This is a genomic window from Ignavibacteriales bacterium, assembly GCA_016700155.1.
In the GTDB taxonomy this organism is placed as follows: Bacteria; Bacteroidota; Ignavibacteria; order Ignavibacteriales; family Ignavibacteriaceae.
Genome location: CP065001.1, coordinates 3,670,313 through 3,695,235, shown reverse-complemented (window position 1 = coordinate 3,695,235; position 24,923 = coordinate 3,670,313). Strand labels below are relative to the sequence as shown.

The following is a 24,923-nucleotide window of genomic DNA, read 5'->3' as shown; positions in this document are numbered from 1 at the left end:
CAACACTCCCGTAAATCGGGACTTCTGCTCAAGTGAATTATCACTTGAGCATCACCATCTTCTTAGTCATTTTGAAATCACCGGCAGTGAGTGAATAGAAATACACACCGCTAGCCAGTTGTGAAGCATCGAACTCAATTTCATAACTTCCTGCGGGTTTTACTTCGTTTACTAAAGTTGCAACTTCACTACCGAGTATATTATAAATGCGCAGAAGCACGCGCGTAGGGGACGCATAATATGCGTCCCCTACGGTGTAGCGAATTTTAGTTGTTGGGTTAAACGGGTTTGGGAAGTTTTGTTCTAAAGAAAATGTAAGAGGTAATGATAAATCAACTTCCACTACATTTGAATAGTTATAGGTGCCGTTAAAATCAATTTGTTTAAGTCTGTAAGAATACCTGCCTGAAGTTACACTTGAATCAATAAAATTATAATTATGTGTTTGTGATTGAGTACCACTTCCATCAACAAACCCGATTGTATTCCACTCTGAATTGTTTACTGAAGACTGATGACTGGCGACTTGCTTGCGTTCTACCTCAAACCCTCTGTTGTTAAGTTCAGAAGCAGTTGACCATTTTAGATTTACTGTATTGTTAAGAACCTCTGCTGTGAAGGAAATCAGTTCGACTGGAAGAGTGATACCGTTTTCATTGAAGACTGAAACTCCGCCATCTAACATAGCAATCCATTTGTTGTTAAACTGGTCAATCTCAATTGCTTTTAAATAGTTTCCGGGAAGTTCTGAATTGTTTGTATTTAATAATTCCCATTGGTTTCCATCATACCGTACTAAGCCTCCTCTGTCATATGGATAATATAAATCGCTACAGCCGATCCAAACTTGATTATTCAAGTCTATGGTAACATCTTCAATCCAGATGGTCGGGAGTATCGAATTTAAAGTGTTATATAGTGTCCAAGTAGTTCCAGTTAGAACGGCAAGCCCATCATCATGAGTTGCTATCCAGGCAATGCCTGTTGAGTCGATATCAATTGCTGTAATCGTATTTGATGGGAGTCCGGAGTTCGTCGTATCGTAAACTATCCAGGTTGAATCATTAAATACTGCAACACCATTTGTTCCTATCCATTTTTTACCTTCACTGTCAATTGTAATTGTGCTGATTCCATTTCCAGGTAATCCGGAGTTGCCAGTATTGTATACTGTCCAATTGATGCCATCATATTTTACAAGACCATTACCGGTTCCTATCCACATAATCTGCATAGCATCAATCTCGATTGATGAAATCCAGTTACTTGGAATAGGAGAATTTGATGTATTAAATATGGTTTGATTTATTCCATCAAATTTTATCAATCCTTGGTGGTAAGTTCCTATCCATACCATGTTATCTGCACTAACTTTCAAACTTTGGATTTCAGTCCATGCTGAATCAGTATTTAACTCCGGATAACTTTGCCATTCTTCATTATCAAAAGAACATAGCCCATGTATTCCGCTCATCCATATTTTTCCATTTGGAGAAATAGAAATCCTTTCAATGTAGTTACTTGGCAGTGATGAATTTGAAGTTTCAATTTCAGACCAACTGATGTTATTAAATTTATACAGCCCTTTTTGTGTCCCTATTATTTTATCGTTGGAATTATTTACCCTTACGTGCATAATCCATGGCTCCCTAAACGGAGTATTACTCTTATTGTAAACAAACCAGTTTGTTCCGTTGAAGCTTGCGAGTCCTTTGAAAGCCGTTCCTACCCATAAAACATTGTTTACATCAACCGAGAGACTCATTATCTGATCATCAGGAAAACCTGTAACTGTGGTCCAATTAATTCCGTCAAACTTTTTTAGATCGTTTCCGCCAAACCATATTGTACCATCTGGTCCCTGGTCAATTGAATAAATTGGCCATATCTGATCCAGATACTCAGTCCAGGTTGTACCATTAAATCTCAAAAGTTCCTGAGTTGAGACCCATAAATCACCGGTGTCATCAACAAATAAAGCCCCTACATCTATATCTGTATAGTTTAAATTTTGAAAATCGTATAAAGTCCAGTTAACGCCGTCATATTTAACCAGCCCGCTATCTGTGCCTGCCCATAAATTATCTTGGTGATCAACAGCGATTGAATTTATCTTATTATCCGGCAGGAGCGTATTAGATGAATTATATGTTGTAAAACTATTGCCATCAAATTTTATTATTCCGCTACTATAAGTGCCAAGCCACTTAATACCATTTGAATCCTGAGTCATGCAATAGATATAATTATCAGGCAAGTCTGAATTAGCTTTTGTAAAAACAAAAATTTCACCGTTTGTTTTTGAAACTCTGGATAACCCGCCATAGGTTGCAGCCCAGTAGTAATCATCATCTTCAACAGTTGAGAATATTAAGTTGCCGTCAGTATAGTTTATCCATTCAGGATTTTGCCCGAATGTTTGTAATGAAAACATTATCAGACTAATGAACAGTGACTTGAGCAAACCCGCTTTCATAAAGACCCCGTAATAATTTTTCTTATTATTTTATTATCGGAATAATCATCCTGCTTTTGATCTTTAAGAGAACTTTTTTCCGTTATTTTTACCGCGAACACGGTATCTGCCAAAACTTTTTACAGCTTTTTTCTGACTATCTGCTTTATACTTCATATTGTAAGGCGCAAATGAATATTATGTTATCTATTCTTCAATTATTGTTCCGTTTCTTGTATATCAGTTACAATTACTTTATTTTTTCACTCCAATTTGAATAATAATCCCGCACTAAAATTCATTAGCAATTATTGTTAGCCGGGAGGTTTTTCATTTAACACGATTATGATTTAATCCAGAATTATTGATAAAGGATTCTTTTTATGAGCGATAATAACAGACTCGATCCACTAACAGAAGAAATTGAAACCCGTGAATGGCTCTATTCACTTGATTATGTACTTGAACACGGCGGACCCGAAAGAGTTAAAGAACTTTTACAGCAGCTTCAGATACGCGCGCACAAAGCCGGAGTTGCAATTCCGTTTACAGCAAACACTCCTTACATCAACACAATTACAAGAGAAAAGCAGCCGCCGTTTCCCGGTGATCGTGAAATTGAAAGAAGGATTAAAAGTCTTATCCGCTGGAACGCAATGGCGATGGTTGTTAAAGCTAACAAACTCGAGAACGGAATAGGCGGACATATTTCTACTTACGCATCAGCAGCAACGTTATATGAAATAGGTTTTAACCATTTCTTCAAAGGTAAAGGAGATGATTATGACGGAGACCAGATTTATTTCCAGGGACATGCTTCGCCGGGCATTTATGCAAGAGCTTTTCTTGAAGGAAGATTATCTGTTGAACAACTTGAAAATTTCCGCAGAGAATTAAAACCTAACGGCGGACTTTCATCTTATCCACATCCATGGTTAATGCCTAACTTCTGGGAGTTTCCGACAGTGTCAATGGGGCTTGGACCAATCATGGCAATTTACCAGGCTCGTTTTAATCGTTACTTAGAAGACCGCGGACTTAGAAATAAAAACGGAAGTAAAGTCTGGGCATTTCTCGGTGATGGAGAAACAGATGAACCGGAAGCATTAGGCGCGCTCACTCTTGCTTCGCGTGAACAACTTGATAATCTTATCTTTGTTATCAACTGTAATTTGCAGAGACTTGACGGACCTGTTCGCGGTAACGGAAAAATTATTCAGGAGCTTGAAGCAGCATTTCGCGGCGCAGGATGGAACGTTATAAAATTAATTTGGGGAAGTGATTGGGATCCGCTTCTTGATAACGATGTTGAAGGCAAACTTGTAAAACGTATGGGTGAAGTTGTTGACGGACAGTATCAGAAATATTCTGTTGAAAGCGGTGCTTATGTCCGCGAACATTTTTTTGGGGTTGATGAAGATCTGTTAATGATGGTAGAGAATATGTCTGACGAGCAGTTAAGAAAAATGAAACGCGGTGGACACGATCCCGAAAAAGTTTTTGCCGCATACAAAGCTGCTGTTGAACATAAAGGAAGACCGACAGTAATTCTTGCAAAGACAATTAAGGGTTACGGACTTGGTGAAAGCGGCGAGGGAAAAAACATTACACATCAACAGAAAAAATTAAATGAAGAAGAAATGCGCGAGTTCAGAAGCCGTTTCGGTATCGCAATTTCTGATGATGATATTTCAAGTGCACCATTCTTCAGACCTGCAGAAGACAGCACTGAAATGATCTACTTAAAAGAAAGAAGAAAAAATCTCGGTGGTTCAGTTCCGTCAAGAAGAACAGATATTCGACCTATCAAAACTCCACCTGAAGAACTGTTTGAAGAGTTTTACAAAGGAACGGAAGGAAGAGAAGTTTCTTCAACAATGGTGTTTGTAAGAATACTCGCCAAGCTTTTAAAGGATAAAGAAATAGGAAAGCTGATCGTTCCTATCGTTCCTGATGAAGCACGAACTTTCGGAATGGAAGCACTATTCAGACAAATTGGAATTTATTCACACGTTGGTCAGCTTTATGAACCCGTTGATGCAGACTCACTTCTTTATTACAAAGAAGCAAAGAACGGACAGATACTCGAAGAAGGAATTACTGAAGCGGGATCGATGTCATCATTTATTGCTGCGGGTACCGCTTACTTAACTCACGGAATAAATATGATACCGTTCTTCATCTATTATTCAATGTTTGGTTTGCAGAGAGTCGGTGATCTTGCATGGGCTGCAGGCGATATTGGCGCAAAAGGATTTTTGCTCGGCGGTACAGCAGGAAGAACAACTCTTAACGGCGAAGGGCTTCAGCACCAGGATGGACACAGTCATCTTCTCGCATATCCTGTTCCGAATCTTGTAGCGTATGATCCTGCGTATGCATTTGAACTTGCAGTTATTATTCGTGATGGTATCAGGAGAATGTATGAAGAACAGGAAAATATTTTTTACTACATCACATTGATGAATGAAAATTACCCGATGCCTCCAATGCCCGAAGGTGCAAAGGAAGGTATTGTTAAAGGTATGTATAAACTCATCTCTTCTGAAAAGAAGAATGCAAAACTTAAAGCACAGTTATTCGGAAGCGGTACAATACTTAATGAAGTAATTAAAGCTCAGCAGATTCTTGAAGATGATTATAAAGTATCGGCAGATGTGTGGAGTGTTACAAGCTATAAGGAGTTAAGACGCGATGCTCTTGATGCTGAAAGATGGAATCTTCTGCACCCGACTGAAAAACAAAAAGTACCTTACATTTCAAAAATGTTAAAACACGAAGAAGGTGTTTTTGTCGCTGCTTCTGATTATGTCAAAGCATTGCCGGATTCTGTTTCCAAATGGTTCCCGGGGTCACTAACATCCCTGGGTACAGATGGATTCGGACGAAGTGAAGGAAGAAAAGAACTCCGTGACTTTTTTGAAGTCGATGCAAAACATATTGTGCTTGCAACATTGAATGCGTTGTTCAAAGAAGGAAAGATAAAACAGACGGTAGTTGAAGGTGCGATTAAACAGCTTGGAATAAATCCGGATAAACTTAACCCGATGATTTCGTAAAACAGCAGAGTATAAAAGCAATGTCATTCCGAACTTGGTTCGGAATCTCCGTTATGTTTTTGTATGATGTAAGACCTTGAAACAAGTTCAAGGTGACAATAATCAGTGTGATAACAATTGACAGTCTGAGTGGCAATGCAATCGAAGACTGACGTTTACAATTTAAGAAGTAATGAAAATCAGGATCTAAAAAATGACAACAGATTTCAAACTACCCGAACTTGGTGAAAACATTGAAAGTGCCGACATACTTAATGTTCTTGTCAAAGAAGGTGATGTAATAAAAAAAGATCAATCGGTTATTGAGATTGAAACCGACAAAGCAACTATAGAAGTTCCCTCAACTGTTGAAGGAACAATAAAATCAGTAAAAGTAAAGGCCGGCGACAAAGTAAAAGTCGGACAGGTTTTGATCAGCGTTGAGTCATCAAACGGTTCACAAAAAGAAACAAAGACCGAACCACCACAACGCCAAGTTAAAGAATCAAAACCTGAATCAAAAAAAATTGCTGAAGCAAAAACAACCAGCCAACCTGAAACCAAAGTCGTTCCCGGTAAAACAGAAATAGTTGAATTTAAACTTCCTGACCTTGGAGAAAATATTGAATCAGCAGATGTGCTAAATATTCTTGTCAAAGTCGGCGACTCACTTTCAAAAGACCAGGGAATACTTGAAATTGAAACCGACAAAGCAACAATAGAAGTGCCATCATCACTTGAAGGAACAGTTAAAGAAGTTTTGATAAAAGCCGGCGACAAAGCTAAAGTCGGTCAGACTATTATTAAAGTTGAAGTGACACAGGGCACTACTGTAAAGGCTGAACAGAAAGAAGACAAACCAAAACCTGCAGCAAAAGAAGAAGAGCAAAAGTTTGAACCAGTTTCAACAACAGATTCATCAAAAGGTGAAAGAGAAAAAGTTGCAGCATCAGAACTTGATGAACAGCCCCCGATACAAAGAGGCTCTGCACCAGCAGCGCCATCAGTAAGAAGAATTGCGCGCGAACTTGGAATCGATATAAACAAAGTTCCCGGCTCAGGTCCTTCCGGCAGAATCTCAATGGACGATGTTAAATCGTATGTTAAAAAACTCAATGAAGAAAGAGCATCCGGCGGTTCATTCGGATTTAAACAGGAACCGTTACCTGACTTTACCAAGTATGGAAATGTTGATCGGAAACCATTCAGTAAAATCCGTGCAAAAACTGCTGAACATTTAAGTTACGCATGGGCGACAATTCCCCACGTTACACAGTTTGATAAAGCAGACATTACGTTGCTTGAAAAGGCTCGCGTTGCTTTCAATCCCAAAGCGGAAAAAGCAGGCGGAAAACTTACAATGACTTCTGTTCTCTTAAAAGTTATTGGTGCCGCTTTAAAGGAATTTCCTCAGTTCAATTCCAGCATTGATATGGAAAAGCAGGAAGTCATTTATAAAAATTATTTTAATGTCGGAATTGCAGTTGATACTGAACACGGATTGATCGTTCCCGTTGTAAAAAATGTTAATCAGAAAAATCTTATTGAACTTTCCGTTGAGATGACTCAACTTGCAGAAAAAGCACGCACCAGAAAAATATCTATCGAAGAAATGCAGGGCGGATGTTTTACAATTACTAATCTTGGCGGGATAGGCGGAACATCTTTCACTCCAATTGTTAACGCACCGGAAGTAGCGATACTTGGTGTATCGAGAGGAAAAATGGAACCCGTTTACCGCGATAATAAATTCGACGCAAGATTAATGCTGCCTTTGTCTTTGTCTTATGATCACAGGATTATCGATGGTGCAGACGCGGCAAGATTTTTACGATGGGTTGTTGAAGCGCTTGAAGAGCCGATGAAGCTGCTCTTGTAAACTAAGAGTAAGAATAAGATAAAGATTAAGAAAGGTAAAGCTATGAATGAGGGTTCAAATTTAATTTATTTTGATCATGAAAAATTATTAGTGAATCAAATATCACTTGAGTTTATAGAGTGGATACAACCTATCTTATCTAAATTAGATTATCGCTCTGACATTCGGAATCAACTTGAACGAGCTTCAAACTCAATTCTATTAAATATTGCAGAAGGTAACGGTAAATATACTTCTAAGGACAGGTGCAGGTACTTTGACATTTCAAAAGGATCTGTTTTGGAATCATCTTCATGTATTGATATTATTTTTATCAAAAAAAATATCGATCAAGATGAAAAAACATTTGGTAAACAAAAGTTAAAAGAAATATTTTCAATGTTGATCGGCTTAATCAGAAGCAATTCAGATCGCGTTTATGAAGAAATTGAAAACTATAATAAAACATCTTAATCTTATTCTTTATCTTAATCTAAATCGTTGAGTTCTAATATGTCTGACAAAATAAAATTAACTGTAATCGGTGCGGGACCCGGCGGATACGCAGCCGCGTTCCTTGCCTCAGATCTTGGAATGGAAGTGACGCTTGTTGATCTTGAAAAAAATCCCGGAGGTGTTTGCCTTTACCGCGGATGTATTCCATCAAAGGCATTACTGCACGTTGCCAAACTTATTCATGAAGCCGATGAAGCAAAAAACTGGGGAGTTGAATTTGGGAAACCCAAAATTGATATCGATAAACTTCGTACTTACAAAGATAATGTTGTAAACAAACTCACAGGCGGTGTGGGTACAGTTTCCAAAATGAGGAAGGTTAACTTCATCCAGGGAAGAGCAACTTTTATTAATTCAAATACAGTGAAGATTGAAAAATCATCCGGTGAAACAATCGAACATAAATATGATAAAGCGATCATCGCTACCGGCTCTGTTATTGCAACAATTCCTTCATTGAGTATCAACAGCAAAAAATTATTGAACTCTACTTCAGCACTTGATCTTCCTGAAATTCCCAGAAGCCTTTTAGTGGTTGGCGGCGGTTACATCGGGCTTGAACTTGGTTCTGTTTACAACGCGCTCGGTACAAAAGTTTCTGTTGTTGAAATGACTGCCGGATTATTGCCCGGTGCTGACAGGGATCTTGTAACTTTCTTATCAAGAAGAGTTGAAAAACAATTTGAAAAAGTTATGCTCAACTCAAAAGTTGTTGAGTTAAAGGAAGTTGAAAAAGGAATTAATGTAAAGATTCAATCAAGCGACGGAAACATAACAGAAACTGTTTATGATTATGTTCTTATGTCAATAGGAAGAAGACCTGAAACAAAAGGACTCGGACTCGAGAACACAAAAGTAAAAGTAAATGAACGCGGCTGGATAAACGTAAACAAACAATTGCAGACAGATGATCCATCAATCTATGCAATTGGCGACATTGTCGGCGAACCGATGCTTGCGCACAAAGCATCACACGAAGGACGAACTGCAGTGGAAGCAATTGCGGGACATAAAGTAGCATTTGAGCCGCAGGCAATTCCCGCAGTTGTGTTCACCGATCCTGAAATTGCATGGGCTGGATTAACAGAAACACAGGCAAAAGAAAAAGGCATAAAACACGAAGTAGCAAAATTTCCATGGGCTGCTTCAGGAAGAGCTGTTACACTTGACAGGAATGATGGTGTAACAAAATTAATTGTTGATCCTGATACACAGCGGATACTTGGTGTTGGTATTTGCGGACCCGGTGCCGGTGAATTAATTGCCGAAGGTGTTCTTGCAATTGAAATGGGTGCGAATGTTACAGATATAAAATTAACTATTCATCCTCATCCGACATTGTCAGAAACAATTATGGAGTCAGCAGAAGTTTTCTTCGGGCAAAGCACACATACTTATAAACCGAAGAGGTGAGGAAAAAGAATATCGAATAATGAAGTATCAACAGAATAAAAAACCCGCTTACTATGAGCGGGTTTTGTTTTTGTCATCTACTCTAAGCTCAACTTACTTCATCAAAATCATTTGCTTTGATTCTCTGAATAGAATACTGTTACCATTACTTACAGTGATTGAATAAATATAAACACCGCTGCTTAATGATTCTGCATTGAATTGAATGTTGTGTTCACCCGCTTCTTTTAATTCGTTAACAAGTTCCTGAATTTCTCTGCCGAGTATGTCATATACTTTTATCTGAATATTTGATCTTTCAGGAATTGAATAACTAATAATTGTTGAAGGATTAAATGGATTTGGATAATTATTTATTTGAAAATCATCAATTATACTTTTTGAACTAATTTGTTTTTCAGGACTTTGCCCGTCGATGTTAGCAACAACAGTATTTGTTGCCTCACTTTCACTTTCGTGGATTACAATTGCCTTAAGATAATAATATGCATTTGTACCGCCTTGAACAAAATCTAAAGTAAGTTCAGTGTCAGTATAATAATATTCATCAAAGTCAGTAGTTGCAATAGGAACGAAATTCGTTGTACCATATTTTCGATAAACACGGTAGCCAACAACATCGGTCAGAGTTGGATGAGGTCCCCAGACAAGTCGCGGGTGATTGCCTGATTGGGAGGGAATTAGAACTAAACAGTTTTGCCAAAAATTTTCAAAATGGTCTACTAAGGGAGGGTTAGTTTTTTCATTAATATCCCAAATGTTTATATAAGAATTATTAGTTACTGCTTTGTCGGAACAAGTTCCTTCTGTTGAAATTGTCAATGTATTTAAAGAATAATTGTACGATAGATAGAAGTCATTACCGCAAGGATAGGAGCCATCATAGTCGCAATCGCGTGTGTCAAAATAAAATACAAACCTTGTACCCGCAATACTAACTTTATAGATACTATAACCAAAAAAAGGAGGAAGATTAGGAGCGATACAACTTAAGACCACGTTATCCCATCCATAAGTTGGACCGGTATTGTATGAAGGAACAGTGATTTGATTATCACGTAAGGAATAACTGCAGAACGAGTCACTTATTTCAAAATCATGCCCCCAAATCGCACCTAAAGCAGTTAGATGGAAAGTCGCTCCTGCATTTTCGGTTAACGTATAAATTTCACGATAACCAAGTAAGTCTTGAGCAATTAATTTACTGGCTAACATTAATAAAAATATAACTACAAATAATTTCACTTCAGCTCCCACAATTTAGTTTAGATAATAGATTCTATCAGCTCTCCAAGGAATAAATATTATCGTTCCATTTTTGCCTATAACTGGTGAAAGACCAACCTGATGATGCGTAAATTCCCTTCTCCATAATTCACCACCGATACTGCTGTATTTAGATAGAAATACTTCTGAATTAATCATCGATTGTGCACTTACATAGATATTTGAATTGATATCACAGATTAATGGTGCATCGCTTGTTCCGGCTAAAAACTTTTTCCACTTTAATTTTCCTTGATAATCTAGAGCATAAAGAGTATCAAAGGCAAAATATATGTTTCCCTCTTTATCAATGGTTCCAGTTGCACCATAGAATCCAGCAGAAGGATCTACATTAAAGTCAAACTGCCACCTGATGTTCCAATTATTCTCGATTGAGAATAATGTTGCATTCGAAGAATTGCTTGCATCAGGTTTGGGTATAAAATAGATATTGCCTTGAGAATCAACGAAAGGGCTGGCGAGAAGCGAAGCAGAACCAAATTCCCATTTTATCATTCCATTGGAAGTATTTACGGCAAGTAATGAAGGATTAAGTGCGGAAATATATATTGTATTTCCATCTGGTGAAAACGAACTTGCTGCAGCAGGATTTATGCGATGATCTCCAAGTATCCATTTAATGACGCCCTCTTTTGAAACTGCAAATAAATTAAATCCAGCTACAACATAGATGTTTCCCATTTTATCTATATTAACGCCGGATGATTGAATCGGAGTACCTAGATTTAATTCCCATCTTTTTGAACCGTCGAAATTTATTGCTAAGAGCTTTCCATCAGCTGATGAACCACCAGAGATAATCATACTATCGGCTGTGACAAGTGGGCTTAAAAAAACTTGGGTACCAATATTGTATGTCCACTTCTCAGTTCCGCTTAGGGAAATACACTTTATTCGATTATTTTCTGCTATTACAATTAAAGAGTCATTAATAAACGAAGCTGATGCTTGCATGTACTCAACTGAGTCTATCCATATTATATTTCCATTAATTGGTCCAATAAATTTACTCCTTCCTGTATTTTGAGGATCATGATGATTCATCGGCCACGGACTATCTGCAAGACTTGGCCAAGGTAAGTCTTCCTGGTAACCCTGTGGTTTGTTGTCTGGTGGAGTTATAACATTTTCTTTACAACTAAGTTGTAAGATTATTAAAAGAAGGATTGGTAAAATTACTCTTTTCATTTTCCCCTCTGCTCCTTTCTTTTTCGGATGCGTGAATTATTCAGGTGGTAATGGCAAAACAAAGATTTTTTTGCAGAATTAAAATACCCGTATACTATTGCAAAGCCATTCACACCTTTTCATTATTTGAATCTGGACAAACGTAAATCACTTCCAAATGATTGTCAACACAAAAAACATATTTATGTTTTTAACAAAAAAAAACCCGCTCATATAAGCGGGTTTTTCATTATTAACTCAAAATAATCTTTACTGCAATGTTAAAAGATAATCAGCAATTCTGCCAAGATCTTTAATATCAATATTACCAAAGCCGGGCATTATTGAGCCGGGATATTGTTGTTTGTATTCTTTAAATCTATCCGAGTCCATAAACGCCATCGGGTTGCGCAAATAGTTAATAAGTTTATCTCTGCTCCAGAATTGTCCAACCCCGTGCAAATTAGGCGCAAGACGTGTTCCTTTTAAATCACCGCCGTGACAGTTTGTACATCCGAGTTTCAGCATTAGCTGCTGCGGAGTTACTTCGGCGGATGACATATCCTCTGACTGCGGAACATTGTTCATTCCGCTTCTTTCAGTCATCGAATCTTTATCACTTACAGCCCGCTGCAGTATAAACAATAAAATAAATAACGCTAAAAAAACTGAGACCCAAATCTGAGGTTTTGTCATAATAAATTTTCTTTCATAGCAAGTATATAATTATTCATTCACTTTACGCAAAGTTAATAATTTTGTCATTCTGAACTTGTTTCAGAATCTTCCCTTGTCATGTTTTTAGATGCTGAAATGAATTCAGCATGACATTTGTGTAATGTTAGTTATTCAATTTCAAATGATGCATTAACAACTGCTGTTATTTCTTTTTCAATTGAGCTAAGATCGTTAACGCCGTAATCAGAGATCATGTTTGATAACCTTGGTGTTATCTGTAACACACCCATTCTTGCATTCCGCATAGGACCTAAATCTCTGTCAGTTGCTTCCGCAATTTTTTGTGCGCGTATCATCGCGTCCTTTGCGGCTGCTGCCTGTATTTCAATTTTCAGTTCAGCAAGTTTTGTGTAATGATACTCGGGCATTTCAACATTAAAGTTAACACCTTTTTCAATCAGTGAGGGAATTTCAAGTGAAATGGTTTTTATCTTATAAACATCCGCAGACTGAATTGAAATTCTCTGGCTGTAATTGTACCCGGTTATATTTCCCGTCTGGTACCCGCTCGACCCGATTTCATAAACAGGATAACTGTTCACAGTGTAAAATTCTATTGAATCTTTTTTAAATCCTTTTGATTCAAGGTAGGAAATCAGGTGAGGCTTTTGTCTCTGCAATTCTTTATAAGCCGCATCCGCTGTATATGCCTGGACTGAAATTGTTCCTTTCAATACACCAAGGTCGGATACAATTTCTTTCTTTGCTGATCCTGTTACAGTTATTGTCTGGTTTGCACTTTGATCTGATCTCCACGCACTAACAAAGATGATTACTCCTACAATAAAACTTATACCCAGCACAGTCATCGGCATTAAAGAATTGTTTTTTATTTCCATATTTTCACTTTTAAATAATTTTCAGCTTGATTTATCGGGACGCAGCAAACATATTAAAATTGCCGATTTTTAACAATGAAAATTGGGGTTGATATCATCAATAAAATAGTTGAAGAGTGATATTATGAAAAATCCAAACCGGTTGATAAATGAAAAAAGTCCTTACCTGCTTCAGCATGCATATAATCCGGTTGACTGGTATGCCTGGAATGAGGAAGCATTTTCAAAAGCTCAGAAGGAGGACAAACCTGTATTTCTGTCAATCGGATATTCAACCTGCCACTGGTGTCATGTTATGGAGAAGGAATCTTTTGAACACGACGCAACCGCAAAAATTATTAATGATGTTTTTGTTCCCGTTAAAGTTGACAGGGAAGAACGCCCTGATATTGATTCTATTTATATGACAGTCTGCCAGATGCTTACAGGCGGCGGCGGCTGGCCTTTGACTATAATGATGACCCCGGACAAAAAACCTTTTTTTGCAGGAACATATTTTCCACGAAGCAGCAGGTACGGAAGACCCGGCTTGCAGGAGATCATTCAAAGAATTTCGGATTTGTGGACAAACAACAGGGTAGAAATTAACCGGTCAACAACAGAGATTTTTTCTGTCCTTACAAATGTAAGTTCATCTAGAAAAAAAGAAACATTAACGGAAGAGATTCTTACAAAAGCATATTATGATCTTGCTAAAAGTTTTGATGAAGAGAACGGCGGATTCGGAACAGCGCCAAAGTTTCCTTCACCGCACACACTTCTTTTTCTTTTAAGATATTACAAAAGAAATAAAACTGAAAAAGCACTTCAAATTGTTGAAAAGACTCTGGCAGCAATGAGGCTCGGAGGAATTTACGATCATATCGGTTTCGGATTCAGCAGATACTCAACTGACAGTGCATGGCTTGTTCCGCATTTTGAAAAGATGTTATATGACCAGGCAATGCTTGTTATTGCTTATACTGAAACGTACCAGTTGACAAAAAATGAAGCTTACAGAAAAACCGCTGAAGAAATTCTTGAGTATGTTCAAAGAGATATGCTTTCACCCGAAGGCGGATTTTATTCCGCCGAAGATGCTGACAGTGAAGGTGAAGAAGGTAAATTTTATTTATGGAAAGCGGATGAATTAAAATCGCTGCTAAGTGAAGAAGAATATGAATTGGCGGTTAAAGCATGTCATGTTTCTGAAAACGGAAACTGGATCGACCAGGTACACGGCGGGTTGAACGGAACAAATATTCTTCACCTGAAATCCGAACTTGGGGAAGAAGAAAAAGAAATTGCTGAAGAAGTAAGAAAAAGATTGTTTGATCACCGCGAGAAAAGAATTCATCCTCACAAAGACGATAAAATACTTACTGACTGGAACGGGTTGATGATTTCCGCATTCGCAAAAGCATCACAGGTTTTTGACAACAAAGAATATTACAAAGTAGCTAAAGCTGCCGCTGACTTTTTGCTGAAAAATCTGAAAGACAAAAACGGAAATCTTCTTCATCGTTACAGGCTGGGTGAATCAGCAATCAGCGCGATGCTTGATGATTACTCATTTCTCATCAACGCATTGATTGATCTGTATGAAACCGGGTTTGAGTTTAATTATTTGTCAGAAACGATAAGACTTACGGATTATTCACTTAAACATTTCTGGGATGAATCCTCCGGCGGATTTTTCTTTACATCAGATGAAGCGGAAAAATTATTACTTAGACAAAAAGAATTTTATGACGGCGCAATACCTTCGGGTAATTCAGTTTTCGTTTTAAACCTGCTTCGACTTGCAAGATTAACTTCAAAATCTGAGTATGAGGAAAAAGCAAACCAGTTGACTCATTCATTCTCACAATTGATCGATTCAAATCCGGCATCATTTGCCTTCACACTAACAGGGCTTGATTTTGCATTCGGTCCGGCTTATGAGATTGTGATTTCCGCACCGGATGAGGAAAAGTTTTCTGAGATGCTTCGTGTTCTAATACAAAAGTATATTCCCAATAAAGTTATAGTAAAACATTCAGGTAAAGCGGAAAGCCTGATGCCGTATCTTAAATATTTTCACAAGGATGAAAACAAAACATTTGCCTATGTGTGCAAAAATTATGTTTGTGAAATTCCTGCTGACTCACCCGGAAAATTAATCAGTCTTCTTGAACAGGCACCTTGAAAAAAGAAAAAAATATTATATTTGCAGCCGGAGTAGGTGGGAATAAAAAAATGCTATCGGTGATGATTGGAACAAGACAACAAACTTATCAGGTCAGTCGTAGAGACTGCTAAAACAGGGAACAAAGCTGCGCTTCAGCAGTTATATACAGTTAGTGTCGATCGTGTGTACGCTTTACTTCTGCGTATTCTTCCGAATGATAAGGACGCTGAAAACCTTACCCGCGAAATATTAATTAACTCGCTTCACACAGTTTCAAAAATCCAGGATGATGATATTTATTCACTCTGGCTTACACAGAATGTTATCCGCACCGTTTTGAATAAAGTTGAAAACAATGAGCTGAAAATTAATCGTAAAGGTTTAACGATAGTAGAAGAACCGGATGAACAGCGAAGCGGAAAGAGGTTTGTCGGGAATGTCGCACTTGAGGAATCAATTCACGCACTTCCGCTGAATGAAAGAATAGCATTTGTACTGAATGAACTTGGCGGATGTTCTGTAATGGATATTGCCGGCATACTTAATATTAGTTATGAGGACGCTAATGATCTTCTTAATGTTGCAAAAGGATTGGTTATTGTTGATTTCAACAAACGTGCGGGCAACACGGAAGAGGACTTTGAATATGCCGAAAAATTTTTCCGGACTAAGTTTGTATCGTTACAGAAAAAAATAAATCCCGCTAATGATCTCTGGCAATCAGTAAAAACAGCATTGGATGAACTGCGGATTAAGAATACAACAGAGATAGAAGTGAAAGGTGTCGTACGGCACTTTGGCGATGATTCAGGCAGGGAAGTAAAAGTTGTTGATAAAGAAGAAATGAAAAAGAAACTTGAGCAGAAAAGAATTCTTGAAGAAGCAAAAGCAAGAGTCCGTTCAGGCTCAGATAATGCTGACAAAAAACCGCCGCTTGTTAAGATAATGGTAGGCGTTATAATTTTTCTTCTTGTTTTGTTGATAGTATTTATAATGATGTAGTTTATTAAAACAACTCTATGTCAGTCTGAGCCTGTCGAAGACTGACGGTGTTTGCGTTGAAGTGCTCTATAATTCTTGCAAAGTGAGGCTCATCTCAACGTGTTATAACATTGTTAAGATGAACCTCACTCTCGTATCACTTTTTTATTTCCCTCTCGCAAATCAATTTATAAAAGATTAAGTTACAACCAGTGGTTATAAACCGACGGGTAACTTTATGAAACCAAATAAGTTTCTTCTTCTTTTCCTCTCCCTGTACATTGTAAATTGTACATTATACATTACCCACGCCGAAGTGCGCTACGTAAGCAAAACCGGCAGCAGCACACCACCTTACACGAGTTGGGAGACCGCGGCGGACAGCATACAGAAAGCTATTGATGTGAGTTGGATTGATGATACAATTATCGTCGCTAATGGTATTTATGTTGAACAGATAACTGTTAATACATCCATATCTCTAATAGGAATGAGTATGGATAGTACCATAATTGATGGTATGAATGCAGTGCCTTACTATGTCGTTCATTTTCCTGTAGATGGTAGCATAGAAAATTTTAATGTAATAGGAAATAATTCTGCTGCTGTTATTGGGATAGGAACATTTAACGCAAATATAGTAATCAAAAATTGTCGGATTAGTAATATTGAATATGGAATAGATATTACTCTGTCCACTTCTCTTGTCGAAAATTGCATCATTAAAAATTGTAGCGAAGTAAATATTCGTGATGAGTGTGGAAATGATAGCTGTCAATCGGTATATAAAAATAACATACTGCTTTCTAAAAATGCTTCTATAGCTATGTACTTTTCTTTTGGTGGCTACCCCACCTTTACAAATAACATTGTGATTGAGGAAGGAACAACTACCTGGACCGGGGTTGATACTTACACCAAAGGACTAACGTTAACAAACAATATCATTTCTGGTTACAGGCATACTGGAATGGATTTGTCATCTATGCCGGGAGGCAGCCAGCAGGCAATAAACAATATAGTCACAAATATTATTGACAATGGATTTGACGGCGGAGCCATAATGACAGGCACAGGAAGCCAGTCGACAATACAAAATAATATTCTAACTAATAGTACCACAGGAATTCATAGATACAACTCTACCCACGTTCGTTCAGACTATAATCAGTTCTGGCAGGTAGAGGAATTAATGAGAGGGCAGACATTTTTAGGCGACAGCAATATTGTAGCTGACCCAATGTTTGTGAATGATACCATACCAAATTCACAACTTGATTTCGATTATCATCTTCAGAAATATTCTCCAGCAATAGACAAAGGAAACCCAAACATCTTAGATGTTGACGGAAGCAGAAGCGACATAGGAATTTTCGGTGGACCTCTGGGACAGAAATACACCTATATGGATCTTGCGCCTAAACCTCCACGCAATCTAACCGCTTCACTCGACTCTGGACTTGTTCATCTTAAATGGAATAAAAACACAGAAGCGGATTTATTCCGTTACAGAGTTTACAGGGATACTGTTCCTGATTTCATTTATGACCCTACAAAATTAATAGCTGTTGTTGCAGATACATTTTATTATGATGATGTACCTGACAGGATAAACTCGGGAAATTATTATTACAAGCTTACAGCAATAGACACAGCAGTGAACCAGTCAGCAGCAAGTGAAGAAGTACACGTAACAATAACAGGCATACCGGAGGCTCCTCCGGTTGTGGTTGAGCATTTCAGGCTGCTTCAGAATTATCCAAATCCATTTAACCCGTCAACAACAATTCCATACAGATTAAAAGAAGGCGGCTATGTAAAGGTGATGGTTTATGATATAAAAGGAGAGCTTGTAAGAGTGTTGGTAAATCAATATCAAAGTGCCGGATATTATGAAGTAGAGTTCAGTCCTAATAAAACAGAAAGAAAAAAAGCAGAAGGATATGTAGAGTTTGAAACAGGTTACTATGGTAATGTAGCCAGCGGAATTTATTTATACAGGATAGAAGTAATAGGCGAAGGACAAATCCCAACATTTTCAGATATGAAAAAAATGATTTTGTTGAAATGATATAATATTTAGCAGGGAAAAAATGAAAATTCTTGTTGTTGTAGCACATCCGGATGATGAAGTTTTAGGGATGGGCGGGGCATTATTAAAGCATCAGTCAAATGGAGATAACATTTTTGTTCACATACTCACAAACGGCGAATCATCAAGGTTAAATGAAGTTTCGGGTTCTAAAGAATTCGGGAATGCAATTGAAAGAAGAAAAGCTGCCGCACAAGAAGTGAGTAAGGTTCTTGCAGTCAAAGATTTATTGATTGATAATTATGATGATCAAATGCTTGATACTTATCCTCTCATCAGCATCACAAAATCAATAGAGAGTTTTTCAAAAAAAATTCGTCCGGACATAGTTTACACTCATTCAAACTACGATGTTAATGAAGATCACAGGATCACGTTCACAGCAGTATTAAACGCGTTCAGACCAGCTCAGAATAATTATCCGTCTAAAATACTAAGCGCGGAAATTCCTTCTTCTACTGAATGGGGCTATCAGGGTTTTTTCCCAAATTATTTTGTAAACATATCGGATTTTTTAGAAAAGAAAATTTACCTTCTCTCTTTTTACAAAAACGAAACCAGAGAATCACCTCACCCGCGCTCGGTGGATAATATTATAATTAATTCAAAAAAATGGGGCTCGGTCATTCATTGTAATGCGGCAGAAGCCTTCATACTAATCAGGGAAGTTTGTTAATACTTAGGGAGGTACATATTGGAGCAGTATTCTGATATTCTAAAAAAGTTAACGGGTCATAATTATTCTGAAACTTTTTTAACAAATGAAGAGCTCACTTTTTTCTCCAATAAAAAAGTTTTAATTACCGGGGCTGCCGGATCAATTGGTTCCGGATTGGTTAAAGAGGTTTCAAAATTAAATATTTCAGGACTTGGATTACTTGATATTAACGAGAGCGGATTGGTGATGTTGAAATATGTAATTGAAAACATAACAACATTTCCGGTAAATATTTTTCTTACAGATATATCAATTGAATCTGAATTAAAAAAAGTATTTGAATCATTTAAACCCGACATCATTTTTCATGCAGCTGCATATAAACATATTCCTGTCCTGGAAGTATTTCCGGAACAAGCCTCGAGGGTTAATATACTTGGGACATACAACATGGTTAAGTTAGCAGGTGAATATAAAGCAGAAAAATTTGTGTTTATCTCAACAGACAAAGCTGTAAATCCTGTTTCGGTAATGGGTAAGTCCAAAAAGAAAGCAGAGATATTAATAAATCTGATTGGTGTTTCTTATTCTACAGAATATATAATAGTAAGGTTGGGTAACATTATAGGAAGCCGTGGAAGTGCATCTGAAATTTTCACGTATCAGATAAAGAATGATTTACCGGTTACACTTACGGGCAGATATATGAAAAGATATTTTATGACTATTAACCAGGCTGTTTGCCTTTGTATCAAAGCTGCTTCTGCTGGCAAAGACGGTCAGCTTTTTATTATGGATATGAAGGATCAGGTTTTAATCAGTGAATTGATAAAGGAACTGGTAGCGGTTAATTCAACTTCAGATCCCAACTTATACAATGTTATTGTTGCTGATTCAAGGAATGGAGAAAAAGTTGAAGAAGATTTCATGACGAATGAAGAAAAATCGAGCGCAATATTTAAAGACGGTTTATATGTTATTGATTTATATTCAATCAAAAACGGTGAAGAAATATTTGACATTAATTTTTATAGTCTAAACAAAGAATTAAATAGAACATAATTGCAACATTTTTTAACGGCAATAAATCTGTAATGAATGTTAAGAATGTAGTTAATTCCTCACACCCATCCCCTTAGCTTACAAGCTTCTGCAACACGGGCAACACCAACTACCATTGCGCCTAAACGGGGATGAACATGTTTTTCTTTTACCGCTTCATCAACACGGTGATACGCTTTGGTAAGTTTTTCATCAACGATTTTGTGAATGTATGCTTCATCCCAGAAGAATGAATATTTATCCTGAACCATTTCAAGGTATGATACTGTTACTCCGCCCGCGCTGGCAAGAATATCTGGTATAACATGAATTCCTCTTTTGCTTAAAACAATATCAGCTTCAGGTGTCGTTGGACCGTTTGCCAGTTCACAAATAATCTTTGCTTTTATTTTTGATGCGTTGCCTTCGTGGATAGCATTTTCAAGTGCCGCAGGATAAAGTATATCCACATCAAGTTCCAATAATTGTTCGTGCGGAATTACCTTTGCGCCGGGAAAATTCAGAACCGAACCTGTTTTAAGTTTATGCTGAACAAGTTCCAGGGCATCGAATCCATCTGAATTAAATATTGCGCCGCGTGAATCACTGACGGCAACTAATTTTCCTCCGCCTAAAATTTCCTGGTGAAGAAGCGCCGCACGCTGTCCGGCATTGCCAAATCCCTGTATCGCAAATTTTCCTGAGGGATCCACTCCAAGTTTGTTGCATGCTTCTCTTACGGTTATAACTCCGCCTCTTGCAGTCGCGTCTCTACGCCCTTCTGTTCCGCCGATTTGTGTCGGCTTATCTGTAAAAGCTCCGGGATGATGATGCCCGATAATCGTTTCATATTCATCCATCATCCATGCCATTGTTTGCGGGTTGGTATAAACATCAGGTGCGGGAACATCGATATCAACCCCTATCATGGGTGCGATTGCTCTTACATATTCTCTAGAAACATTTTCAAGTTCACGCTCTGACATTTTTTTAGGATCACAGCACACGCCGCCCTTAGCACCGCCAAGTGGAAGATCCAGCACAGCGGTTTTCCATGTCATCCAGCAGGCAAGTGCGCGTATGGTATCAATAGTTTCAGCAGGATGAAAACGTATCCCTCCCTTTGCGGGTCCGCGTGAATAGTTATACTGAATCCTGTATGCCTGGAAGATTTTTGTTTTACCGCTGTCCATTCTTACGTGTATTGTAAAACTGCATTCCTTTTGCGGAAGTGAAAGCAGAGCGATTGTTGCTTCATCAAGATTCAATAATTTTGCCGCTTCAATTATCTGCTGCTGTGCAACTCTGAAAGAATTGTATGACTGCATTTTTATTCCTCAAACTTTGATTTTGCTTCATCCGTTTTATTATCATCCTCGCTTTTTGCGGGAGGTTCGAGAATTATTCTGTACCAGCAGTTCTTGCAGGTGATGGCACGATCTACACTAAGAAGTACCTGCTGCCACGGACTTAGTTTTTGCCCGCAGTGCGGACACGAATCATATTTTGCTGTATCTAATTTTTCTTCTGGCATTTTCGTTACAAATATTTTCTGTTATTAACTTAAATATTTTTCCGGTTCAACCTTACGGTTTATAAATAATTCCTTTGTTCTGATGTGCATTCATTTTTATTGTTATTGGTTTTTCAAATCGCAGCACTCTTGTGAATTCTTTACTTTCAACAGGCGTTTGACTGAGCAGCCAATCCCAATTAATAAATCCCTGGTGTTTGTGTTCATTGACTGTAAAGTAACCGATCATAAATGAAGTTATATTCTGAAAGAAGTGCGAGCCTTGTGAAGGTTCAACAGACATTTCTTTAAAACCTGTTTCAATAATTGCTTTGGCTCCTGCTATCTGTTCCCAGTTAACGGGTATTCCAAGCCACGGATCAAGAGTGCCCCATCTGCCAACGCCAATCAGCAGGTAAGGTCGATTTTCTGAAATTAATTTTTGATTGAACGCGCTTACTTCTCTTGCAACATCCCGGCTGCGTGCGCGGTCAAACGAATGATAATCAACATAAACAACATCATATATTTCTCTGATGATTCCGTTGCCAAGCACCTGGTTGCTTACACAGATCATATCTTTCTGATCAAGTTCTTCAATGTTTAACTCTTCGGATTCACGGCTGATTACAAGCGGTCTCATCTGAAGTAAACCGAATTCGCGCGGCATATCTTTTTCAACAGACATATTAACGGCGAATTCAATTTCAACCGGAGTGCCCATTCCCCATGTTCCCATATCAAGCAGAAGATCAATTATTTCAGGAAGTGGGAACAACTTATTTCTTAGTATCGGTCCGAATGTAACAATGCGTGTACCGGGTCGTGATAGTCCATCCGATATTCTATCATTCTCAGGTGAATATACTGAACCGACATAGTGAAGTGTTCCGTCTTTTTCAGCAACATCAAGAAGAAATTTTTTCTGAAGAAGATCGTGTGTTGCAAATCCGAAATCTGATTTACCTGTCAGATCAAGAGCATAAAAATCATGCTGTGTTGAATTTATCGATTCATCATTTGAATAAAACTGGATAAGGTCAGTCGGATACTTTGGACAGAACCTTATTGTATTTCCGCCATCAACAACTGTTTTGCCTAAACCTAACGCGACAGACACAACACCGTCAACAGACTTTTGCGGCGGAAGCGGATAAAAGTTATATGATCGCGCGACCCCTGATATATCGGGATAAAAACGATCTGCATGAGTTACACCAATCATCTTCTGAACAATCACAGCCATCTTTTCTTCTTCAAGTCTGTACGATGTAACCTTTATATAATCTTTTGCGCTCTGGTAAAATGTAGAAGCATAAACACGTTTAATTGTGTTCAGCAAATCATTTAAACGAATGAGCGGATTGCCATGACTGTTTGGCAGCATATAAGTTTCATATACACCGGCAAAGGGGTGGTACTGAGAATCTTCAAGAAGACTTGATGAACGCACAGCAAGCGGCTCACGTATAATTTCAAGGAACGCGGAAAGTTCACCCAGAACTTCAGCCGGAAATTTTTCTGCTTCAATAAATCTTTTTGTTATCTCTTCATCATCGTTTGTGTTTAATGCAAACTTCCTGAGATTGTTATCATCAATGAACTGATCAAATACATCTGTACCAAGCACAACAGCAGACGGAACAAAAATCTTTGTACCGGGAAACTGGTTGCGGACATTGTAGTTGTTGATGAGTGTGTTAACGAATCCGAGTCCGCGTGCTTTACCGCCAAGCGACCCGCCGCCGATCCTTGCAAAGCTGCTTCTGGGGTCAAATGTTTCTTTTGAAAAATCCGTAATGATGCCGCGCTGTCGCATGTGCCGGTAGTTTCTAAGAGAAAAAATAAGATCCTGGCGGAGTTCTTCGGTTGAAATATAGTCTGTTACTTTTCTTGGTCGTAAACGATGCGCAAGCCAGAATTCAGTTCTTGCTTTCAACCAGTTTGAAAAATGATTCCTGGATGCGTGATATATTATACTCTCTTCCGGTACTATTTTTAGCTGGTCTTCCAGGCTTCGGAGATCATTCGCACGACCTACTTCAATTCCTTCATCTGTTCTGAAAATAAAATCACCAAAACTGAAATACTGGTTCATGAACTGCCGTAACTCGTTAAGAAGAAGATGGGAATCTTTTAAAATGAAAGAGGAGTTTACATCATCAGCAAGTTTTTCGTTAGAAGCATTATTTGAAAGCAGTAGTATAGGGATATCGGGATGTTCCTTCTTTACTTCATTAGCAAAATGAATTCCTGCTTCAGAATCCTGCCGCCCGGCTCTTGGAAAATCTATATCAGAAATTATCCCGAGTAAAAATTCTTTATACCTCTGGTAGTACTTCATCGCTTCTTCGTAGTTTGAACAAAGAAGAATTTTCGGGCGGGCACGCATTCTTAAAAATTTGTGAGTAAGATTAATCCCTTCAGAAATTAATCTCTGTGATTGTTTTAAAATTTCCGTGTAAATGATCGGCATGAATGAAGAATAGTATCGTACGTTGTCTTCGATAACAATTATACTTTGAACGCCAACCATTCTTGTATCGTGATCAACATTAAGTTTATCTTCAAGGAATTTTATTATAGCAATGATAATTCTGAAATCACCCTGCCAGATAAAAATTTTATCGAACATCGAGGTGTCGTAATTCATTATCAGGTTGGTGAGTTCTTTATTATCGTGCGAAAGTAGTACAACAGGAATTTTTAAACCCGATTCCTTAACCAGCTTGGCAAACTGCAAAGCGTGCATGTCTTCAATGTGAAGTGTTGTAATTATCAGGTCGAAACGTTTTTCATCGCGTGCAAGATTTATTGCATCGTGACCGCTTGAAACTCTTGTTAATTCCGGTGAGTGACTTAAACTTAAACCCTGGTATTCGTTTCTGATCAGCTCATACAATCTTCCGTCTTCTTCAAACAGGTAAAGGTCGTACAGACTTGATACGAGAAGAACATCCCGGATGCGCAAACGCATGAGATTTTGAAATCCCTGGAAGCGGTTTCCGTAACCATGCTCAACAAGCAGGTCGTCAAATGTGTTCCGTATTTCCTCAAACCGGGTTGGAGAATTTTCTGTATTCATCATGAGCAAATCAATATTTAACTCGCTTAAATTTAAGATTTAAAAGAACGAATATCAGATAATTTTTTTTGCGTTAAGTGAGGCTCATCCCAT

The 24,923-nt window shown here is 37.9% G+C and carries 17 protein-coding genes; 9 read left to right on the top strand and 8 right to left on the bottom strand.

The features are described from left to right. Positions 1 to 40: 40 nt before the first annotated feature. Positions 41 to 2,476 carry a T9SS type A sorting domain-containing protein gene (locus IPM56_15350; protein QQS35603.1) on the bottom strand — a complete coding sequence of 812 codons (2,436 nt, stop codon included), beginning with the start codon at positions 2,474 to 2,476 and terminating at the stop codon, positions 41 to 43. Positions 2,477 to 2,838: 362 nt separating this feature from the next. Here IPM56_15350 and aceE point away from each other — a divergent pair, with 362 nt between their 5' ends. The 4 genes from aceE (at position 2,839) to lpdA (ending at position 9,280) form a co-directional block, all read left to right on the top strand. Next, on the top strand, positions 2,839 to 5,514 hold the full coding sequence (gene aceE / locus IPM56_15345) for a pyruvate dehydrogenase (acetyl-transferring), homodimeric type (protein QQS35602.1): 2,676 nt from the start codon (positions 2,839 to 2,841) through the stop codon (positions 5,512 to 5,514). Between the two features lie 193 nt (positions 5,515 to 5,707). Further along, positions 5,708 to 7,372 carry a dihydrolipoyllysine-residue acetyltransferase gene (locus IPM56_15340; protein QQS35601.1) on the top strand — a complete coding sequence of 555 codons (1,665 nt, stop codon included), beginning with the start codon at positions 5,708 to 5,710 and terminating at the stop codon, positions 7,370 to 7,372. 42 nt (positions 7,373 to 7,414) lie between these two features. Beyond that, on the top strand, positions 7,415 to 7,825 hold the full coding sequence (locus tag IPM56_15335) for a four helix bundle protein (protein QQS35600.1): 411 nt from the start codon (positions 7,415 to 7,417) through the stop codon (positions 7,823 to 7,825). A gap of 39 nt (positions 7,826 to 7,864) precedes the next feature. After that, entirely contained in the window at positions 7,865 to 9,280 is a 1,416-nt protein-coding gene (lpdA, locus tag IPM56_15330; GenBank protein QQS35599.1) for a dihydrolipoyl dehydrogenase, read from the top strand. Between the two features lie 93 nt (positions 9,281 to 9,373). On the opposite strand, the gene IPM56_15325 is transcribed toward lpdA, so the two are convergent. The 4 genes from IPM56_15325 to IPM56_15310 form a co-directional block, all read right to left on the bottom strand. After that, positions 9,374 to 10,525 carry a T9SS type A sorting domain-containing protein gene (locus tag IPM56_15325; GenBank protein QQS35598.1) on the bottom strand — a complete coding sequence of 384 codons (1,152 nt, stop codon included), beginning with the start codon at positions 10,523 to 10,525 and terminating at the stop codon, positions 9,374 to 9,376. 15 nt (positions 10,526 to 10,540) lie between these two features. After that, positions 10,541 to 11,755 carry a PQQ-like beta-propeller repeat protein gene (locus IPM56_15320; protein QQS35597.1) on the bottom strand — a complete coding sequence of 405 codons (1,215 nt, stop codon included), beginning with the start codon at positions 11,753 to 11,755 and terminating at the stop codon, positions 10,541 to 10,543. 249 nt (positions 11,756 to 12,004) lie between these two features. Next, complete coding sequence (locus tag IPM56_15315) at positions 12,005 to 12,430, bottom strand: cytochrome c (GenBank protein ID QQS35596.1); 426 nt, start codon at positions 12,428 to 12,430, stop codon at positions 12,005 to 12,007. A gap of 149 nt (positions 12,431 to 12,579) precedes the next feature. After that, complete coding sequence (locus IPM56_15310) at positions 12,580 to 13,311, bottom strand: SIMPL domain-containing protein (protein ID QQS35595.1); 732 nt, start codon at positions 13,309 to 13,311, stop codon at positions 12,580 to 12,582. Positions 13,312 to 13,435: 124 nt separating this feature from the next. Between IPM56_15310 and IPM56_15305 the strand changes: the two genes are divergently transcribed. The 5 genes from IPM56_15305 to IPM56_15285 all read left to right on the top strand — a co-directional run bounded on the left by IPM56_15305 (position 13,436) and on the right by IPM56_15285 (position 20,253). Next, positions 13,436 to 15,478: a thioredoxin domain-containing protein gene (locus IPM56_15305; protein ID QQS35594.1), complete on the top strand. Its 2,043-nt coding sequence runs from the start codon at positions 13,436 to 13,438 to the stop codon at positions 15,476 to 15,478. 66 nt (positions 15,479 to 15,544) lie between these two features. Beyond that, the gene (locus tag IPM56_15300; GenBank protein QQS35593.1) at positions 15,545 to 16,462 is read left to right on the top strand and encodes a sigma-70 family RNA polymerase sigma factor; all 918 of its coding nucleotides are present in this window, start codon (positions 15,545 to 15,547) and stop codon (positions 16,460 to 16,462) included. A 217-nt stretch (positions 16,463 to 16,679) separates the two neighbouring features. Further along, complete coding sequence (locus tag IPM56_15295) at positions 16,680 to 18,512, top strand: right-handed parallel beta-helix repeat-containing protein (GenBank protein ID QQS35592.1); 1,833 nt, start codon at positions 16,680 to 16,682, stop codon at positions 18,510 to 18,512. 22 nt (positions 18,513 to 18,534) lie between these two features. Continuing rightward, positions 18,535 to 19,209, top strand: coding sequence for a PIG-L family deacetylase (locus IPM56_15290; GenBank protein QQS35591.1), 675 nt, complete (start codon positions 18,535 to 18,537; stop codon positions 19,207 to 19,209). Between the two features lie 18 nt (positions 19,210 to 19,227). After that, positions 19,228 to 20,253, top strand: coding sequence for a polysaccharide biosynthesis protein (locus IPM56_15285; protein ID QQS35590.1), 1,026 nt, complete (start codon positions 19,228 to 19,230; stop codon positions 20,251 to 20,253). Positions 20,254 to 20,312: 59 nt separating this feature from the next. Here the strand turns inward: IPM56_15285 and IPM56_15280 are convergent, their stop codons facing one another. From IPM56_15280 to IPM56_15270, 3 genes are read right to left on the bottom strand one after another with little or no spacing between them, the layout of a single operon-like run. Next, positions 20,313 to 21,560 carry a Glu/Leu/Phe/Val dehydrogenase gene (locus IPM56_15280; GenBank protein QQS35589.1) on the bottom strand — a complete coding sequence of 416 codons (1,248 nt, stop codon included), beginning with the start codon at positions 21,558 to 21,560 and terminating at the stop codon, positions 20,313 to 20,315. Between the two features lie 2 nt (positions 21,561 to 21,562). Further along, positions 21,563 to 21,766 (bottom strand): hypothetical protein, encoded by a 204-nt coding sequence (locus IPM56_15275; GenBank protein ID QQS35588.1) that lies wholly within the window; start codon positions 21,764 to 21,766, stop codon positions 21,563 to 21,565. A gap of 52 nt (positions 21,767 to 21,818) precedes the next feature. Beyond that, positions 21,819 to 24,722 carry a histidine kinase gene (locus IPM56_15270; protein ID QQS38330.1) on the bottom strand — a complete coding sequence of 968 codons (2,904 nt, stop codon included), beginning with the start codon at positions 24,720 to 24,722 and terminating at the stop codon, positions 21,819 to 21,821. Positions 24,723 to 24,923 lie beyond the last annotated feature (201 nt).

Excerpts from the sequence above, each read along its gene's own strand:
- IPM56_15350 (QQS35603.1), bottom strand. The coding sequence starts at position 2,476 with ATGAAAGCGGGTTTGCTCAAGTCACTGTTCATTAGTCTGATAATGTTT.
- aceE (QQS35602.1), top strand. The coding sequence starts at position 2,839 with ATGAGCGATAATAACAGACTCGATCCACTAACAGAAGAAATTGAAACC.
- IPM56_15340 (QQS35601.1), top strand. The coding sequence starts at position 5,708 with ATGACAACAGATTTCAAACTACCCGAACTTGGTGAAAACATTGAAAGT.
- IPM56_15335 (QQS35600.1), top strand. The coding sequence starts at position 7,415 with ATGAATGAGGGTTCAAATTTAATTTATTTTGATCATGAAAAATTATTA.
- lpdA (QQS35599.1), top strand. The coding sequence starts at position 7,865 with ATGTCTGACAAAATAAAATTAACTGTAATCGGTGCGGGACCCGGCGGA.
- IPM56_15320 (QQS35597.1), bottom strand. The coding sequence starts at position 11,755 with ATGAAAAGAGTAATTTTACCAATCCTTCTTTTAATAATCTTACAACTT.
- IPM56_15315 (QQS35596.1), bottom strand. The coding sequence starts at position 12,430 with ATGACAAAACCTCAGATTTGGGTCTCAGTTTTTTTAGCGTTATTTATT.
- IPM56_15310 (QQS35595.1), bottom strand. The coding sequence starts at position 13,311 with ATGGAAATAAAAAACAATTCTTTAATGCCGATGACTGTGCTGGGTATA.
- IPM56_15305 (QQS35594.1), top strand. The coding sequence starts at position 13,436 with ATGAAAAATCCAAACCGGTTGATAAATGAAAAAAGTCCTTACCTGCTT.
- IPM56_15295 (QQS35592.1), top strand. The coding sequence starts at position 16,680 with ATGAAACCAAATAAGTTTCTTCTTCTTTTCCTCTCCCTGTACATTGTA.
- IPM56_15290 (QQS35591.1), top strand. The coding sequence starts at position 18,535 with ATGAAAATTCTTGTTGTTGTAGCACATCCGGATGATGAAGTTTTAGGG.
- IPM56_15280 (QQS35589.1), bottom strand. The coding sequence starts at position 21,560 with ATGCAGTCATACAATTCTTTCAGAGTTGCACAGCAGCAGATAATTGAA.
- IPM56_15275 (QQS35588.1), bottom strand. The coding sequence starts at position 21,766 with ATGCCAGAAGAAAAATTAGATACAGCAAAATATGATTCGTGTCCGCAC.
- IPM56_15270 (QQS38330.1), bottom strand. The coding sequence starts at position 24,722 with ATGCGTTTGCGCATCCGGGATGTTCTTCTCGTATCAAGTCTGTACGAC.